The 13905-nt window shown below is 71.5% G+C and carries 14 protein-coding genes; 11 read left to right on the top strand and 3 right to left on the bottom strand.

Annotated features, from left to right (window positions below; all coding sequences use genetic code 11):
* Nucleotides 1–31: 31 nt before the first annotated feature.
* Nucleotides 32–1291, bottom strand: coding sequence for an FAD-binding protein (locus tag BUE30_RS01590; RefSeq protein ID WP_073325991.1), 1260 nt, complete (start codon nucleotides 1289–1291; stop codon nucleotides 32–34).
* 88 nt (nucleotides 1292–1379) lie between these two features.
* On the bottom strand, nucleotides 1380–1685 hold the full coding sequence (locus BUE30_RS01585; protein WP_073325989.1) for a DUF2218 domain-containing protein: 306 nt from the start codon (nucleotides 1683–1685) through the stop codon (nucleotides 1380–1382).
* Between the two features lie 150 nt (nucleotides 1686–1835).
* On the opposite strand from BUE30_RS01585, the gene BUE30_RS01580 reads away from it, so the two are divergent.
* From BUE30_RS01580 to BUE30_RS01565, 4 genes are read left to right on the top strand one after another with little or no spacing between them, the layout of a single operon-like run.
* Entirely contained in the window at nucleotides 1836–2741 is a 906-nt protein-coding gene (locus tag BUE30_RS01580; protein WP_073325987.1) for a siderophore ABC transporter substrate-binding protein, read from the top strand.
* 13 nt (nucleotides 2742–2754) lie between these two features.
* On the top strand, nucleotides 2755–3714 hold the full coding sequence (locus BUE30_RS01575) for an iron chelate uptake ABC transporter family permease subunit (RefSeq protein ID WP_073325985.1): 960 nt from the start codon (nucleotides 2755–2757) through the stop codon (nucleotides 3712–3714).
* Nucleotides 3707–4654 (top strand): iron chelate uptake ABC transporter family permease subunit, encoded by a 948-nt coding sequence (locus BUE30_RS01570; RefSeq protein ID WP_073326508.1) that lies wholly within the window; start codon nucleotides 3707–3709, stop codon nucleotides 4652–4654. The genes BUE30_RS01575 and BUE30_RS01570 overlap by 8 nt, the downstream gene beginning before the upstream one ends.
* Complete coding sequence (locus BUE30_RS01565; protein WP_073325983.1) at nucleotides 4651–5412, top strand: ATP-binding cassette domain-containing protein; 762 nt, start codon at nucleotides 4651–4653, stop codon at nucleotides 5410–5412. Before BUE30_RS01570 ends, BUE30_RS01565 begins: the two co-directional genes overlap by 4 nt.
* A 2-nt stretch (nucleotides 5413–5414) precedes the next feature.
* Here BUE30_RS01565 and BUE30_RS01560 read toward each other — a convergent pair whose 3' ends face one another.
* The gene (locus BUE30_RS01560; RefSeq protein WP_073325982.1) at nucleotides 5415–6437 is read right to left on the bottom strand and encodes a substrate-binding domain-containing protein; all 1023 of its coding nucleotides are present in this window, start codon (nucleotides 6435–6437) and stop codon (nucleotides 5415–5417) included.
* A 123-nt stretch (nucleotides 6438–6560) separates the two neighbouring features.
* On the opposite strand from BUE30_RS01560, the gene BUE30_RS01555 reads away from it, so the two are divergent.
* From BUE30_RS01555 to BUE30_RS01525, 7 genes are all read left to right on the top strand, one after another.
* Entirely contained in the window at nucleotides 6561–7592 is a 1032-nt protein-coding gene (locus BUE30_RS01555; RefSeq protein ID WP_083601085.1) for a Gfo/Idh/MocA family protein, read from the top strand.
* Nucleotides 7589–8521, top strand: a complete 933-nt coding sequence (locus tag BUE30_RS01550; protein WP_073325980.1) for a sugar phosphate isomerase/epimerase family protein — start codon at nucleotides 7589–7591, stop codon at nucleotides 8519–8521. Before BUE30_RS01555 ends, BUE30_RS01550 begins: the two co-directional genes overlap by 4 nt.
* Before the next feature lie 91 nt (nucleotides 8522–8612).
* Entirely contained in the window at nucleotides 8613–9626 is a 1014-nt protein-coding gene (locus BUE30_RS01545; protein ID WP_073325978.1) for a LacI family DNA-binding transcriptional regulator, read from the top strand.
* A gap of 122 nt (nucleotides 9627–9748) precedes the next feature.
* Entirely contained in the window at nucleotides 9749–10972 is a 1224-nt protein-coding gene (locus BUE30_RS01540; protein ID WP_073325976.1) for an ABC transporter substrate-binding protein, read from the top strand.
* A gap of 133 nt (nucleotides 10973–11105) precedes the next feature.
* Entirely contained in the window at nucleotides 11106–12008 is a 903-nt protein-coding gene (locus BUE30_RS01535) for a carbohydrate ABC transporter permease (RefSeq protein WP_073325974.1), read from the top strand.
* Nucleotides 12005–12832 carry a carbohydrate ABC transporter permease gene (locus BUE30_RS01530; protein ID WP_073325973.1) on the top strand — a complete coding sequence of 276 codons (828 nt, stop codon included), beginning with the start codon at nucleotides 12005–12007 and terminating at the stop codon, nucleotides 12830–12832. Before BUE30_RS01535 ends, BUE30_RS01530 begins: the two co-directional genes overlap by 4 nt.
* Nucleotides 12829–13893, top strand: a complete 1065-nt coding sequence (locus tag BUE30_RS01525; protein WP_073325971.1) for an ABC transporter ATP-binding protein — start codon at nucleotides 12829–12831, stop codon at nucleotides 13891–13893. Before BUE30_RS01530 ends, BUE30_RS01525 begins: the two co-directional genes overlap by 4 nt.
* Nucleotides 13894–13905 lie beyond the last annotated feature (12 nt).

Raw genomic sequence — 13905 nt, 5'->3', positions numbered from 1 at the left:
CCGCGTCGGCTCTTCCGGCCCGGCCGCCCGATCAGGCCGCCGCCTCCAGAAGGCGGCGGGTGAAGGCGTTGGCGAACTTCCCCTCGGGATCGAAATCGCGGACGATCTCGCGGAAATCGCGCAGCCGGGGAAACAGCGCCGCGATCCGCTCGGGCGGCATCGCCGTGACCTTGCCCCAATGCGGCACGGCGCCCAGCGGGGCGAGCGCGTCCTCGATCCGGGGCAGCAGCCGCGCGACCGCCGCGGCGTCGCGGCGGAAGGTGAAATGCGCGCAGGTCCGGTCGCCGCGCGCGGCGGGGCTGAGCCACGGTTCGTCGGCGGCGACGGTGCGGATCTCGGACGAGACGAGCGCGTCCCGCATCTCGTGGCCGAGCGGGCGGAGCGCGGCGATCATCGCCGCCGAATCCTCGCGGGCGACGAAGTACTCGGCCTGGATCTCCTCGCCGCTGCTGGGGGCGAATCCCATCCGGAAATGCGGCAGCCGCTCGTGCCAGGGGCCGGGCACGCCCATCTGCGGCGTCGCGTTGACGGCGGGCGCGCCGGGGACGGGGTTCGTGTCGCACCTGGCCGGGCGGGCGCCGTGGAACGGGCCGCGCGGGGCAAGCTCGCCCCTGGTGCGGGATTTCACCCAGACCTGCCTTGCGCTCTCGCCCGCCCATTCGGTGAAGACGCTGACGCTGTGGCCCGCACCCATGATCGCGTCGAACTCCGCTTCCAGCCGGGCGAAGGGCAGGTCCTCGAACACGTCCTGCCGGATGTCGTAGGTCGGCTCGGTGTCGAGCGTCACCTGCGTCACGATGCCGAGCGCGCCGATCCCCACGACGATCGCGTCGAGCAGGTCCGAATCGCCCGCGCGGGTGATCTCGCGCAGCCGGCCGGTCCCGTCCACGATCTGCAGGCCCGCCACCTGGGCGGCGAGGCCGCCGATCCGCGAGCCCGAGCCATGCGTCGCCGTCGCCGCCGCGCCGACCACCGAGATATGGGGCAGCGAGGCCAGGTTCGAGAGGGCGCGCCCCTCGCGCTGCAGCGCCTCGGCCAGCGTGGCGTGCAGGATGCCGCCCCCGGCCGTCACGCGCCCGGTCGCCGCGTCGAAGCCGGTCACCCGGTCCATCGCGGCGAGCGAGACCTGCGTGCCTGAGGTATCGGCCACGCCGTTGAAGCTGTGGCGCGAGCCCAGCGCCTTCAGCCGGGCCGTCCCGCGCACGAGGTCCTGCACCTCCTCGACCGAGCGGGGGGCGGCGAGCGCCTCGGCCCCGTAGGTCAGATTCCCGGCCCAGTTCGTCCGTCCCATCGCGCGCTCCCTTCGTCCGCTGGCAAGGGGTCTAGCAGGCGCAGTTGACGAAGGGCAGGGGCGGAGGGCAGGGGCCGCGCGCCGCGATCTACCCCGCGGGGTGGTCGGTCCAGTCCATCGTGGTGAAGTCCTCGCGATGGGCGAAGCGGGCAAGGTGATCGTCGACGATCGCCTTGGCCCGGGCCAGCCCCTCGGCATCGGGGGCGGTGACGCCGATGGTCAGCAGATCGTCGCCCGCGGCCATGATGCAGGGGCCGGTCGGCAGCGCCGCCTCGGCGCTGGTCGGGTCGTAGCGGACCTCGATCTTGTGGGCGAAGTGCTTGCAGAGCTGCTGGAGATACTGACTCGCCTTCCCCGTGGGGAAGGTTCCTGTCGCGGCGAAGGGGGGTTGCACGTCCGTCGTTTCCTACTATTGCTGTCGGATATTACCTGACCGAATAAGTCGGGACTGTCCAGCGGCGCCGACGCCGCGCAACACCGCCAGCGGCCGGCAGGCCGTGCATCACCGCCAGCGGCCCGGGGCCGCGCAACACCGGAACTCGACATGATCCTTCGCACCTCTCTCCTTGCCGCGACGCTCCTGCCCGGGGCCGCCCTCGCCCAGGCCACCACGATCGAGACGGCGACCGGCCCGGTCGAGCTGGACGGCGTGCCCGGCACCGTCGTCGCGCTCGACCTCGCCGCCATCGACACGCTGAGCGCGCTCGGCGTCACGGTCGCCGGCGTGCCCGACATCACTCCGCCCGCCTATCTGGCCGATACGCTGGCGCAGGCCGAGATCGTCGGCACCCTGTTCGAGCCCGATTTCGAGACGATCGCCGCGATGGGCCCGGACCTGATCGTCGCGGGCGGCCGTTCGCAGAGCCAGGTGGAGCCGCTGTCGCAGATCGCGCCGACGCTCGACATGACCATCGGCGAGGACGTGGTCCAGCAGGGCCTCGCCCGGCTGGAGGCCTACGGCGCGCTGTTCGGCCACGAGGCCGAGGCCGAGGCGCTGCGCGAGGAGTTCGCCGCGGTGCAGGCCGACGTGCAGGACGCCGCGGCTGATGAGGGCGAGGTGCTGATCCTGCTCGCCAATGGCGGCACCCTCTCGGCCTACGGCGCGGGCAGCCGCTTCGGCTGGATTCACACCGATCTCGGCCTCGCCGAGGCGGTGCCGGACCTCGACGCCGAGACGCATGGCGAGGCGGTGTCCTTCGAGTTCGTGGCCGAGACCGATCCCGACTGGATCTTCGTCGTCGATCGCGGCGCCGCCATCGGGCAGGAGGGCGAGGCCGCCGCGGCGACGCTGGACAATCCGCTGATCGCCGGGACCACGGCCGCGCAGGAAGGGCAGATCGTCTATCTCGATCCCGCGCCGCTCTACCTCGCGGGGGGCGGCATCCGCTCGCTCATCGCGACCACGACCGAGATCGCCGAAGCCCTCGGCGCGGATGCGTCGGGCAGCTGATCCAGTGCCCGCGATGACGGCCCCCCGGGCGCACCTCGCCCTCGGGCTTCTCGCGCTCGCCCTCCTCTCGGGGGCGAGCGTTCTCGTCGGGGCGGCCTCGCTGTTCGGCGGCGATCTCGACGCCGGGCTTCTGGTCGCCGTCAGCCGCGTGCCGCGCACGCTGGCCGCGTTGCTGGCCGGCGCGGCGCTGGCCGTGGCGGGGGCGGTGGTGCAGCTCGCCGTGCAGAACCGGCTGGTGGAGCCGGGCCTGGTCGGCACGCCCGAGGCGGCGACGCTGGGCCTGCTCGGCATCACCCTGATGGCGCCGGGCGCGCCGCTGATCGTCAAGATGGCGGTGGCGGGCCTCGCGGCGCTGGCCGGCACGTTCGGCTTCCTCGCGCTCGCCCGGGCGGTGCCGCGGCGCGACCCGGTCCTGCTGCCGCTGGTCGGGCTGATCTACGGCGGGATCCTCGGCGCGGCCGCGCTCTGGCTCGGCTGGATCACCGACCTCGTGCAATATGTCGGCACCTGGATGTCGGGGGAGTTCTCGGGCGTGCTGCGCGGCCGCTACGAGCTGCTCTGGATCGGCGCCGCCGCGACCGCCGCGCTCTACGCCGCCGCCGACCGGCTGACGCTGCTGGGACTGGGCGAGGACACCGCCCGCGCGCTCGGCCTCGACGCGCGGGGCACGCTGCTGGCGGGGCTGGCGCTGGTCTCGGTCTGCGTCGCGGCGGTGGTGGTGACGGTGGGGTCGATTCCCTTCGTCGGGCTGGTCGTGCCGAACCTCGTCAGCCGCTGGCGCGGCGACAACCTGCGACGCAACCTGCCGCTCATCGCGATGGGCGGGGCCGGGGCGGTGCTGGCCTGCGACATCCTCGGCCGGGTGATCCGCTGGCCCTACGAGATCCCGGCCGGCACGATCTTCGCCGTGCTGGGGGCGGGGCTGTTCCTGTGGCTGCTGCATGCCGCCCCGCGCGGGGGGCATCATGGCTGAGCGGCGGCGCATCCTGTTCCTCCTGCTCGGACTCGCCGTGCTGGCCGCTCTCTTCATGGCGTGGCGGCTGGGGGCGCCCTACGGCTACATCATCCGGATCCGGGGCATCCGCCTCGGCGCGCTGATCGCGACGGGCGCGGCGGTCGGGGCGGCGACGGTGCTGTTCCAGGCGGTGACGCGCAACCGGCTGCTGACCCCCGGCATCGTCGGTTTCGACGCGCTCTTCGTCTTCGTCCAGACCGGGCTGGTCTTCGCGCTCGGCGCCACTTCCGTCGCCGGGCTGCCGCCGATGGCGAAGTTCCTGGCGGAGGCGGCGGTGATGGCCGCCGCCGCGACCGGCCTCTTCGGCCTGCTGCTGCGGCGGGGGGCGGAGGACCTGCTGCGGATGGTGCTGACCGGCGTCATCCTCGGCGTGTTCCTGCGCGGGCTGTCCGGCCTCGCCGCGCGGATGCTCGAGCCGTCGGAATACGCCGTCGTCCAGCAGGCGAGCGCCGCGTCCTTCGGGGCGGTCGATCCCGCGCAGCTGGCCATCGCCGGGATCGTGCTGCTGCCGGTGCTGGGGATCGCGCTGCGCCTGGCCCCCGCGCTCGACGCCGCCGCCCTGGGGCGGACAGGCGCCCGGGCGGTGGGGATGGATTACGACCGGCTGGTCCTCGGCACGCTGCTGCTGGTCGCGGCGCTGGTCGCCGTCTCGACCGCGCTGGTCGGCCCCGTCACCTTCCTCGGCCTGATCGCGGCCAGCCTCGCCCAGGCCGTGCTGCCCGCGCAGCGCCATGCCGCGCTGATCCCGGCCGCGGCGCTGATCGGCGCCGCGATCCTGGTCGCCGGGCAGTTCGTCTTCGAGCGGGTGCTGGGCCTGCAATCCACGCTGGCCGTGATCGTCGAGTTCGTCGGCGGCCTGCTCTTCCTCTTCCTCGTCCTGCGGAGGTCCCGCCCGTGATCGAACTGAGCGACCTGATCGTCGAGCGGGACCATGCCCGGATCCTCGACCGGATCGACCTGCGCTTCGGGCAGGGGGGGCTGACGGCGATGATCGGCCCGAACGGCGCCGGCAAGTCGACGCTGCTGCACGCGATGGCGGGGCTGCTGCCGCTCGCCGCCGGGCGCGTGACGGTCGAGGGGCTGGACATGCCGAATGCCCGCCCGCGCGAGCGGGCGCGGGTGGTCGCGCTGATGACCCAGACCGACCGGGTGACGGCGCGGCTGAATGTGGAAGACCTCGTTTCCTTCGGGCGCTGGACCCATCACGGGGGACGCCCCGGCCCTGACGATCGCGCCGCGGTGGACGAGGCGCTGGAGCTGTTCGACCTCGGCCCGCTGCGGGACCGGCTGCTCGACACGCTGTCGGGCGGGCAGCGCCAGCGGGCCTTCGTCGCCATGGCCCATGCCCAGGGCACGCCCTGGATGCTGCTGGACGAGCCGCTGGCCGCGCTCGACCCGCGCTATGTCCGCGACCTGATGGAGCGGCTGCACGCGATCTCGCGCCCCGGGCCGGGGCAGCGCAGCGTCGTCGTCGTGATGCACGACCTCGCCACCGCGGCGCGCTACGCCGACCGGATCGTCGCCTTGAAGGACGGGCGGCTGGTCACCGCGGGCCCGGCCCAGCTGCGGCTGACGGGGGCGCTGCTGAGCGATCTCTTCGACACGCCGCTCGCGGTCGAGACCGTGGCCGGCCGGCGGCTGGTCGTGCCGGCCTGAGCCTAGCCCGCCGGCGCGGGGCCGACCGAGGGGGCGGGCACCCAGTCCATTCCCCAGACCACCCCGTCCGCCGGGCCGCCCGGCTCGGACAGGGCCAGCGCCGCCCGGCCGACCGCCTCGCCCAGCGCGCGCAGGTCGAGCGCGAAGCCCGCGAGGCCTGGCCGCAGGAAGCCGAGCTGGGGATTGCGGCGGAAGCCGATGACCGAGAGATCGCGCCCCACCTCGAGCCCCGCTTCTGCGAGGCGGCCGTAGAGGCCGGTGGCCAGCATCTCGCTCACCAGGAGGATCGCGGTCGGGCGGGGCTTCATGCCCAGCACCGCCTCGGCCGCCTGCCGCCCGCCGTTCTCGCTGACCGAGAGACGCAGGATCAGCCCCTCGTCCGCGACCAGCCCCGCCTCGCGGATCGCGGCGCGGTAGCCGTCCGTCCAGAGGCGGGCGAGGTTCACGTCCCGGCGCGGCGCGACCAGCGCGATCCGGCGGTGGCCGAGCGCGGCCAGCTCGGTCACCGCGCGCCGCACGACGCCGTCGAAGTCGAGGTCGATCCACGGCCAGTCGCCCGGCGTCTCGCTGCGGCCGAGCGCGAGGAAGGGCATTCCCTCCTCGAGCAGCATCGCGATCCGGGGATCCTGCCGGCGGGTGGCGGTGATGACGAGCGCGTCGACCATGCGCCGCGCGACCTGCCGGCGCAGGAACTCGATCGGGTCGTCCGCGCTGCGGCAGGGCAGCAGGACGAGATCGGTCCCCGCGCCGGCCAGCACCTCCTGCATCGCGTCGGTGAGCTGCATGAAGAAGGCGTCCCCCGCGAGCGAGGTCGGGCTGCCCGTCTCGACCACGAGGCCGACCGTGCCCGTCCGCCCGTGCCGCAGGGCGCGGCCCGAATGGTTGGGCCGGTAGCCCAGCTCGCGCGCGGCGGCGAGGACGCGGTCGCGGGTCGCCGCGCTGACATCGGGCTTGGCGTTCAGCGCGCGGCTGACCGTGCCGATGGAGAGGTCGAGATGGCGGGCCAGGGCCTTGATGCCGGTCACGCGGATCCTTCCGGTTCGGAAACGTTTCCGAGAAATCCTTTGACACGTCCGGCGGGCCGTGGGTAGCGTCGTAAACGTTTCCGGCGAGTCGAGGAGGGCCGCCGGATGTGGGAGGATACCATCATGACGCGCGCCGTTATGGCGGGCTGCGGGCAGATGTCCGCGGGGTGGCTTCGTGCCATCCGCGAGACGCCTGCGCTTGCCGACCGGATCGAGATCGCCGGGTTCGTCGACCTCTCGGCCGCCGCCGCCGAGGCGCGCGCGGCGGACTGGGGGCAGGGCGCCCGGGCCGGGACCGACCTCGCCGCGATGCTGGACGAGACCGGCGCCGAGCTCGTCTTCGACATCGTCGTGCCGCCGGCCCGCCGGTCCGTCGTCGAGACCGCCTTCGCCCATGGCTGCGACGTGCTGTCCGAGAAGCCGATGGCCAACGGCCTGGACGAGGCGCGCTGGCTGCTGTCGCTGGCGCGCGAGCAGGGCCGCCTGCACGCGATCGTCCAGAACCGCCGCCACCTGCCCGGCATCCGCCAGGTCCGCGCCCTGATCGAGGGCGGCGAGCTGGGCGAGATCACCGGCCTTCACGCCGATTTCTTCCTCGGCCCGCATTTCGGCGGCTTCCGCGAGGAGATGGAGCACGTCCTGCTGCTGGACATGGCGATCCACACCTTCGACGCGGCCCGCTTCCTCGCCCCGTCCGAGCCGGTGCGGGTCTACGCGCAGGAGACGAACCCCAAGGGGTCGTGGTTCGCCCACGGCGCCAGCGCGAACGTGCTGTTCGACTGCGCCGACGGATCCTGCATCACCTATCGCGGATCCTGGGTGGCCGAGGGCGCGCCGACGAGCTGGGAATCCGCCTGGCGGATCACCGGGACGAAGGGCTCGATCCTGTGGGACGGCAATCTGGGGATCGAGGGGGCCGTGCGCGACGGGACGGAGGGCTTCTTCCGCGAGACGCGGCCCGTGGCGCTGCCGCCCGTGCCCGACGTGCCGGCCGAGGGCCATGCCGGCGTCATCCTCGATTTCCTGACCGCGCGGGACGAGGGGCGCGATCCCCTTTCCGTCAATCACGACAACATCCGCAGCCTCGCCATGACCTTCGCCGCGATCGAGAGCGCGGAGAGCGGGGCGCGCGTCACCATCGGAGAGACCCCATGACCGACCCCGCCAGATCCATCCGCATCGGCACCATGATCAGCGCCAGCGGCGGCGAGGCCGCGGACCGGATCGCAGAGATAGCGGATCTCGGCTTCGAGAGCTTCGAGCCGTTCTTCTGGCAGACGACGAACGGGCAGGACCTTGCCGAACTCGGCAAGCGGTGCCGCGAGGCGATCGGGGACCGGGACATCACGATCTCGACCCTGGGGATGTTCGGCAACCCGCTCGAGGATCAGCCGCTCGACCGCGACACGCTGCAGGGCTGGAAGGACTGCATCGACAACGCCCACCATTTCGGCGCGACCTGCGTCGCCGGCTTCACCGGCCGGGTGCGGGGCAAGCCGCTGACCGACAGCCTGCCGCGCTACCGCGAGGTGTGGAGCGAGCTGGCGAAACGCGCCGCCGACAGGGGCGTGCGGATCGCCTTCGAGAACTGCGCGATGGAGGGCAACTGGCAGACCGGCGACTGGAACATCGCCCACAATCCCGACGCGTGGGAGCTGATCTTCAACGAGACGCCGGACGAGAATATCGGCCTCGAATGGGAGCCGTGCCATCAGCTCGTCTACCTCATCGACCCGCTCCCGCAGATCCGCAAATGGGCGCCGAAGATCTTTCACGTCCACGGCAAGGACGCGACCGTGCGGTGGGAGGTGATCCGCGAGCACGGCATCTTCGGGAAGGAGCCCTTCGTCTGGATGCGGACCCCCGGCTTCGGGGACAGCAACTGGACCGACATCATCAGCGAGCTGCGCCTCGCGGGCTACGAAGGCGCCATCGACATCGAGGGTTGGCACGACCCGGTCTACAGGGACGCGCTCGAGATGACCGGGCAGATCCACGCGCTCGAGCATCTCAAGCGCTGCCGGGGCGGGTCCTTCGTCGACATCGCCGCGCAATATGGCGGCGGCGATCCGTCGCTGGCCTGATCGGGAGCCGGGCATGTCGTTCCACTGGCCGTTGACACGAATCGAGAAAACGGTTTCCCATAACGGGAAATCGGTTTCCCAAGAGTGTGCGATGGCCTCCGCCCCGACCCGTATCCGCCTCTCCGACGTCGCCGCGGCGGCCGAGGTCAGCGTGGCGACGGCGTCCAAGGCGCTGAACGGCACGGGCCGGATGACCGAGGAGACGCGCCGCCGTGTGCGCGACGTGGCCGACGCGCTCGGCTTCCGCCCCAACGCGATGGCCCGCGCGCTCAGCTCGCAGCGCAGCCTGACGGTGGGGCTGATCACGAACGACAGTTACGGGCGCTTCACGCTGCCGGTGATGTCGGGGCTGTCCAACGCGCTGGTGGACGACGGGATCTCCGTCCTGATGTCCAATGTCGAGGACGATCCCGTTGCCGCCCGGCGCCACCTGGACACGATGCTCGACCGGCAGGTGGACGGGCTGGTGGTGACGGGGCGGCGGATCGACACCGCGCTGCCGCTCGACCTGGCGGAGGTGCCGATCCCGGTCGTCTACGCCTTCACCGCCGCGCCGGAGAATGCGGTCTCGCTGACGGCCGACGACGCGCAGGGCGCGCGACTTGCGACCGACTGGCTCTCGGGTCTGGGCCGGGGCCGGCTGGCCCACGTCACCGGGCCGGAGGAATTCGCCGCCGCCCGGATCCGCGCCGCGGCGTTCCGCGATGTCGCGGGGCCGGGCGCGCCGGTCCTGCACGGCGACTGGTCCGAGGCCTGGGGCCACGCGGCGATCGGCCGGCTGTGGGGCCAGGGCGCGCGCCCCGACGGTATCTTCTGCGGCAGCGACCAGATCGCCCGCGGCGTCGTGGACGCGCTGCGCGAGCGCGGCGTGGACGTGCCGGGCGACGTGTCGATCGTCGGCTTCGACAACTGGTCGATCGTCGCAGCGGCGACGCGCCCGCCCCTGACCACCGTGGACATGGGCCTGGGCGGGATCGGCCGCGAGGCGGGTCGGCTGGTCCGCGCCCTGATCGAGGGCGGGGACGTGGCCCCCGGGCCGCGCCGCCTGCCATGCCGCCTTGTCGTGCGCGACAGCTGCGGCGGCTCCGCCCCGGCTGCGGGGTGAAGGGGTTTCCCCGACATCCGGGGGCAACCGGATGCGGGATCAATCGCCGGGGAACGGGGAAGAGGAGCCCCGCCCGGCATCATCGGAAAGCGGCCCGAGGGGGCCGCGATTGGGAGGACGACATGACACGCAACCTGAGGATCCTGCTCGGAGCGGCCTCGGCCATCGCCATCGCCGGCGCGGCCGCCGCGCAGGAGGACGTGACGATCACCGTCTGGTCGATCGACGGCGACGACCGGCCCGGCCCGTCCGACACCTTCTCGGCCGAGTTCAGCGAGATGGACAACGGCATCACCGTCGATTACCGCGTGGTGCCCTTCGACGAGATCGTCAACGAGACGCTGCGCGCCTATGCCACCGGCAACGCGCCCGACATCGTCAGCCTCGACAATCCCGACTTCGCCCTCTTCTCCAGCCGGGGCGCGTTCCTCGACATCACCGACATGGTGGCCGAGAGCGACGTGATCGACCAGGACGCCTATTTCGAGGGGCCGCTCAACTCGGTCATGTGGGACGGCCGGCTCTACGGGGTGGGCAAGTACACCGACACGATCGGCCTGTTCTACAACGCCGACATGCTCGAGGAGGCCGGGATCGAGCCGCCGCAGACCTGGGCCGAGTTCGAGGAGGCCGCCCGCGCCCTCGCCGATCCCGAGGCGGGCGTCTACGGCGCGACGCTCTCGGCGCGCGGCAACGAGGAAGGCACCTTCCAGTTCCTGCCGGTGATCCAGATGTCCGGCGGGTCCTACGAGAACGTGAACACCGAGGGCGCCCGCGAGTGGCTGACCATGGTCAAGGGCATGATCGACGACGGGATCATGAGCCAGGACGTACTCTCGCTCGGCCAGTGGGATTCGACGGGCACCTTCAACAACGGCAACGCCGCGATGGCCATTTCCGGCCCGTGGGAGATCGACCGCATGGTCGAGGATGCCGAGTTCGACTGGGGCGTGACGCTGCTGCCGACCTTCGAGGAGGGCGCGGAGCGGTCCTCGGCGCTGGGCGGCTTCAACCTCGGCATCATGTCGACGACCGAGCATCCCGAGGAGGCGTTCGAGGTCCTCGAATACTTCGTCAGCCAGGACGACCGGCTGTTCCCCGAATTCGGCTACCTGCCGACGCGGGGCGATGTCGAGCTGCCCGAGAGCGGCGTGCCGCTGAAGGACGCGGCGCTGACCCTGTTCCAGGAGCAGCTGCAATACGCGCAGCCGCGCGGTCCGCACCCGGACTGGCAGCAGATCTCCAAGGCGATCTACGATGCCGAGCAGGCGGCCCTGACCGGCCAGATGACCCCCGACGAGGCCCTGTCGCAGGCGCAGAGCACCATCGACGGCATCCTCAACTGATCGGTCCCCCCGGGGGGCGGGCGCGCGGGTCTCTCCCGGACCGCGCGGCCCGGCCCCCGGCGGCCGAGACCCCCCGGACCGCTGGCCGGTCCGGGGACCCGTTCCCGTGCGACCCGAACAAGGGGGAAGGGCCATGCGCCGCATCCTGTCCAGCCTCACCGACGGCAAGGGGTTCGATCTCCTGCTCGTCGGGATCACGCTGATCTTCCTGATCCTCCTGGCGGGTCTGCCGCTGGTCTACAACGTCCTGCTCTCCTTCCAGGAGGTGGACATGTTCAACCTCGCCGCCTTCTCGCGGCCCTGGGCGGGGCTCGACAATTACCGCGAGATCGTCTCGCAGCCCGAATTCGGGCTGGTGATGCGCAATACGGGCATCTTCGTCTTCGGCTCGATCGCCGGGCAGTTCGCCTTCGGCTTCGCGCTCGCGATCTTCTTCATGGCGAAGTTCCCCTTCGCCTCGACCATCCGGGGCCTGTTCCTCGTCTCGTGGGTGATGCCCGGCCTCGTCGTCGGCGCGATCTGGGGCTGGATCCTCGCCGGCGATTTCGGCGTGCTGAACGCGGTGCTGCAGGGCCTCGGGATCATCGACGAGACGATGTTCTGGAAATCCGACCCCGCGCTCTCGATCTGGGCGGTCACGATGGCGAACATCTGGCTCGGCCTCGCCTTCAACATGATGCTGCTCAGCGTCGGCCTCGCCGCGATCCCGCGCGACCTCTACGAGGCGGCCGAGCTCGACGGGGCGAACGGCTTCCAGCGCTTCACCACGATCACCGTGCCGATGATGCGCTCGACCATCGGGGCCGTCCTCGCGCTCGGCCTGATCTACACGCTCCAGCAGTTCGACCTCTTCCCCGCGATCACCGAGGGCGGCCCGGCCAACAGCTCGAACGTGGCGCAGTACTGGGCCTGGCAATGGTCCTTCCGGATCTTCGACTTCGCCAAGGGCGCGACCGTCAGCGTGATGATGCTGGCCTTCGTCCTCATCGCCTCGGCCGTCTATGTCTGGTCGACCCGGGCGGAGGTGCGCGGATGACCCGGGCCCCCGTTCCCTATCTCCTGCTCGTCCTCGCGCTGGGACTGGCGGCGCTCTACCTCTTCCCCCTCTACTGGATGTACGTCACCTCGCTGAAGGGCGGGTCCGAGATCTTCGCCTCGCCCCCGACCTTCTGGCCGCGCGACCCGGACCCCTCGATCTACCCCGAGACCTGGGCGCGGCGGGACATGTCCGTCTACCTCTGGAACAGCTTCGTCATCGGCTCGGGCGTGACGGCGCTGACGGTGCTGCTGGGGACGGGCTGCGCCTACGTGCTGGCCCGCTACCGCTCGGCCTGGATCGACGTCGCGCTCTTCGTGATCCTGATGCTGCAGGTGCTGCCGGCGAGCGTGATGATCACGCCGATCTATGTCGGCTTCAACCAGCTGGGACTGCTCGACTACCCGCGCTTCGCGGTGATCCTGGCGACGGCCGCCAAGGCGATGCCGTTCTACATCGTACTCGTCCGCGCGACCTTCATGAACGTGCCGCGAGAGCTGGAGGAAGCGGCCCTCGTCGACGGCAATTCCCGCTGGGGGGCGTTCTTCTTCATCGTGCTGCCGCTGGCGCGGAACGGCATCCTCGTCCTCGCCATCCTGACCTTCATGCAGGCCTTCGGCGAGTACATCTATTCCAAGTCGATCATCACCACCCCGGCCTACCAGCCGGCCTCGGTCGGGCTGTCGGGCTTCCTCGGTCCCAACTCGACCGACTGGAACGGGATCATGGCCTATGCCGCGATCTACGTGACCCCCATCGTGGCGATCTTCGTCCTCCTGCAACGCCGGATCGTCGCCGGCCTGACCTCGGGTGCCCTGAAATGACCCCCCAGATCGAGATCTCCAACGTCGACAAGCATTACGGCGCCTTCCATGCGCTGAAGGACATCGACCTCACCATTCCGAAGGGGTCCTTCGTCGCCCTGGTCGGCCCGTCGGGCTGCGGCAAGTCCACGCTGCTGCGGTCCATCGCGGGGCTGGAGAGCATCAGTTCGGGCGATCTGCGCATCGCGGGCGAGCGGATGAACGACATGCCGCCCCGCAAGCGGGACGTGGCGATGGTGTTCCAGTCCTACGCGCTCTACCCGCACATGAACGTGCTGGGAAACCTCACCTATTCACTGCGCTTCAAGGGCGTGGCCAGGGCCGACGCGCGCGAGAAGGCGAACCAGGTCGCCAGCACGATCGGGCTGGAGAAGCTGCTCGACCGCTACCCGCGCGAGCTCTCGGGCGGCCAGCGCCAGCGCGTCGCGATGGGCCGGGCCATCATCCGCGAGCCCAAGGCCTTTCTCTTCGACGAGCCGCTCTCGAACCTCGACGCGGCGCTGCGCGTGCACATGCGGATGGAGGTGCGCGCCCTGCACGACCGGCTGGGGGCCACGAGCGTCTACGTCACCCATGACCAGATCGAGGCGATGACGATGGCCGACCACGTCGTCGTCATGCGCGAGGGCCGGATCGAGCAGCAGGGCAGCCCGCTGGACCTCTACGACAGGCCGGCGAACCGCTTCGTCGCGGGCTTCATCGGCTCGCCGGCGATGAACTTCGTCGACGGCACGGGCGGCGAGGACGGATCCTCGGTCCGGCTGGACGCGCTGCCCGGTGCGCCGGTGCTGCGGCTGGATCGCCGCATCGAGCCGGGTCGCCCGGTCACCGCCGGTCTGAGGCCCGAGCACCTGTTCTCGGGCGGCGAGACGCAGATCACGGTGCCGATCCGCGTGGTCGAGAGCACCGGCTCGGTCGCCTACTACACCACCGACACCGATCCCGAGCTGATGCTGGTGGAGCAGGGCCGCGGCAAGCTGCGCCCCGGCGACGCCGCCCCGCTCTCGATCGCGCCGGGCGACATCCACCTCTTCGATCCGAAGACCGGCCTCGCGCTCTGACGCGTCCGGCAG

Source organism: Wenxinia saemankumensis (assembly GCF_900141735.1).
Classification (GTDB): Bacteria; Pseudomonadota; Alphaproteobacteria; order Rhodobacterales; family Rhodobacteraceae; genus Wenxinia; species Wenxinia saemankumensis.
The sequence above is the reverse complement of the archived record's forward strand: the minus strand, read 5'-3'. Positions and strand labels throughout refer to the sequence as shown.

Excerpts from the sequence above, each read along its gene's own strand:
- BUE30_RS01590 (WP_073325991.1), bottom strand. The coding sequence starts at position 1,291 with ATGGGACGGACGAACTGGGCCGGGAATCTGACCTACGGGGCCGAGGCG.
- BUE30_RS01580 (WP_073325987.1), top strand. The coding sequence starts at position 1,836 with ATGATCCTTCGCACCTCTCTCCTTGCCGCGACGCTCCTGCCCGGGGCC.
- BUE30_RS01575 (WP_073325985.1), top strand. The coding sequence starts at position 2,755 with ATGACGGCCCCCCGGGCGCACCTCGCCCTCGGGCTTCTCGCGCTCGCC.
- BUE30_RS01570 (WP_073326508.1), top strand. The coding sequence starts at position 3,707 with ATGGCTGAGCGGCGGCGCATCCTGTTCCTCCTGCTCGGACTCGCCGTG.
- BUE30_RS01555 (WP_083601085.1), top strand. The coding sequence starts at position 6,561 with ATGACGCGCGCCGTTATGGCGGGCTGCGGGCAGATGTCCGCGGGGTGG.
- BUE30_RS01550 (WP_073325980.1), top strand. The coding sequence starts at position 7,589 with ATGACCGACCCCGCCAGATCCATCCGCATCGGCACCATGATCAGCGCC.
- BUE30_RS01545 (WP_073325978.1), top strand. The coding sequence starts at position 8,613 with ATGGCCTCCGCCCCGACCCGTATCCGCCTCTCCGACGTCGCCGCGGCG.
- BUE30_RS01540 (WP_073325976.1), top strand. The coding sequence starts at position 9,749 with ATGACACGCAACCTGAGGATCCTGCTCGGAGCGGCCTCGGCCATCGCC.
- BUE30_RS01535 (WP_073325974.1), top strand. The coding sequence starts at position 11,106 with ATGCGCCGCATCCTGTCCAGCCTCACCGACGGCAAGGGGTTCGATCTC.
- BUE30_RS01530 (WP_073325973.1), top strand. The coding sequence starts at position 12,005 with ATGACCCGGGCCCCCGTTCCCTATCTCCTGCTCGTCCTCGCGCTGGGA.
- BUE30_RS01525 (WP_073325971.1), top strand. The coding sequence starts at position 12,829 with ATGACCCCCCAGATCGAGATCTCCAACGTCGACAAGCATTACGGCGCC.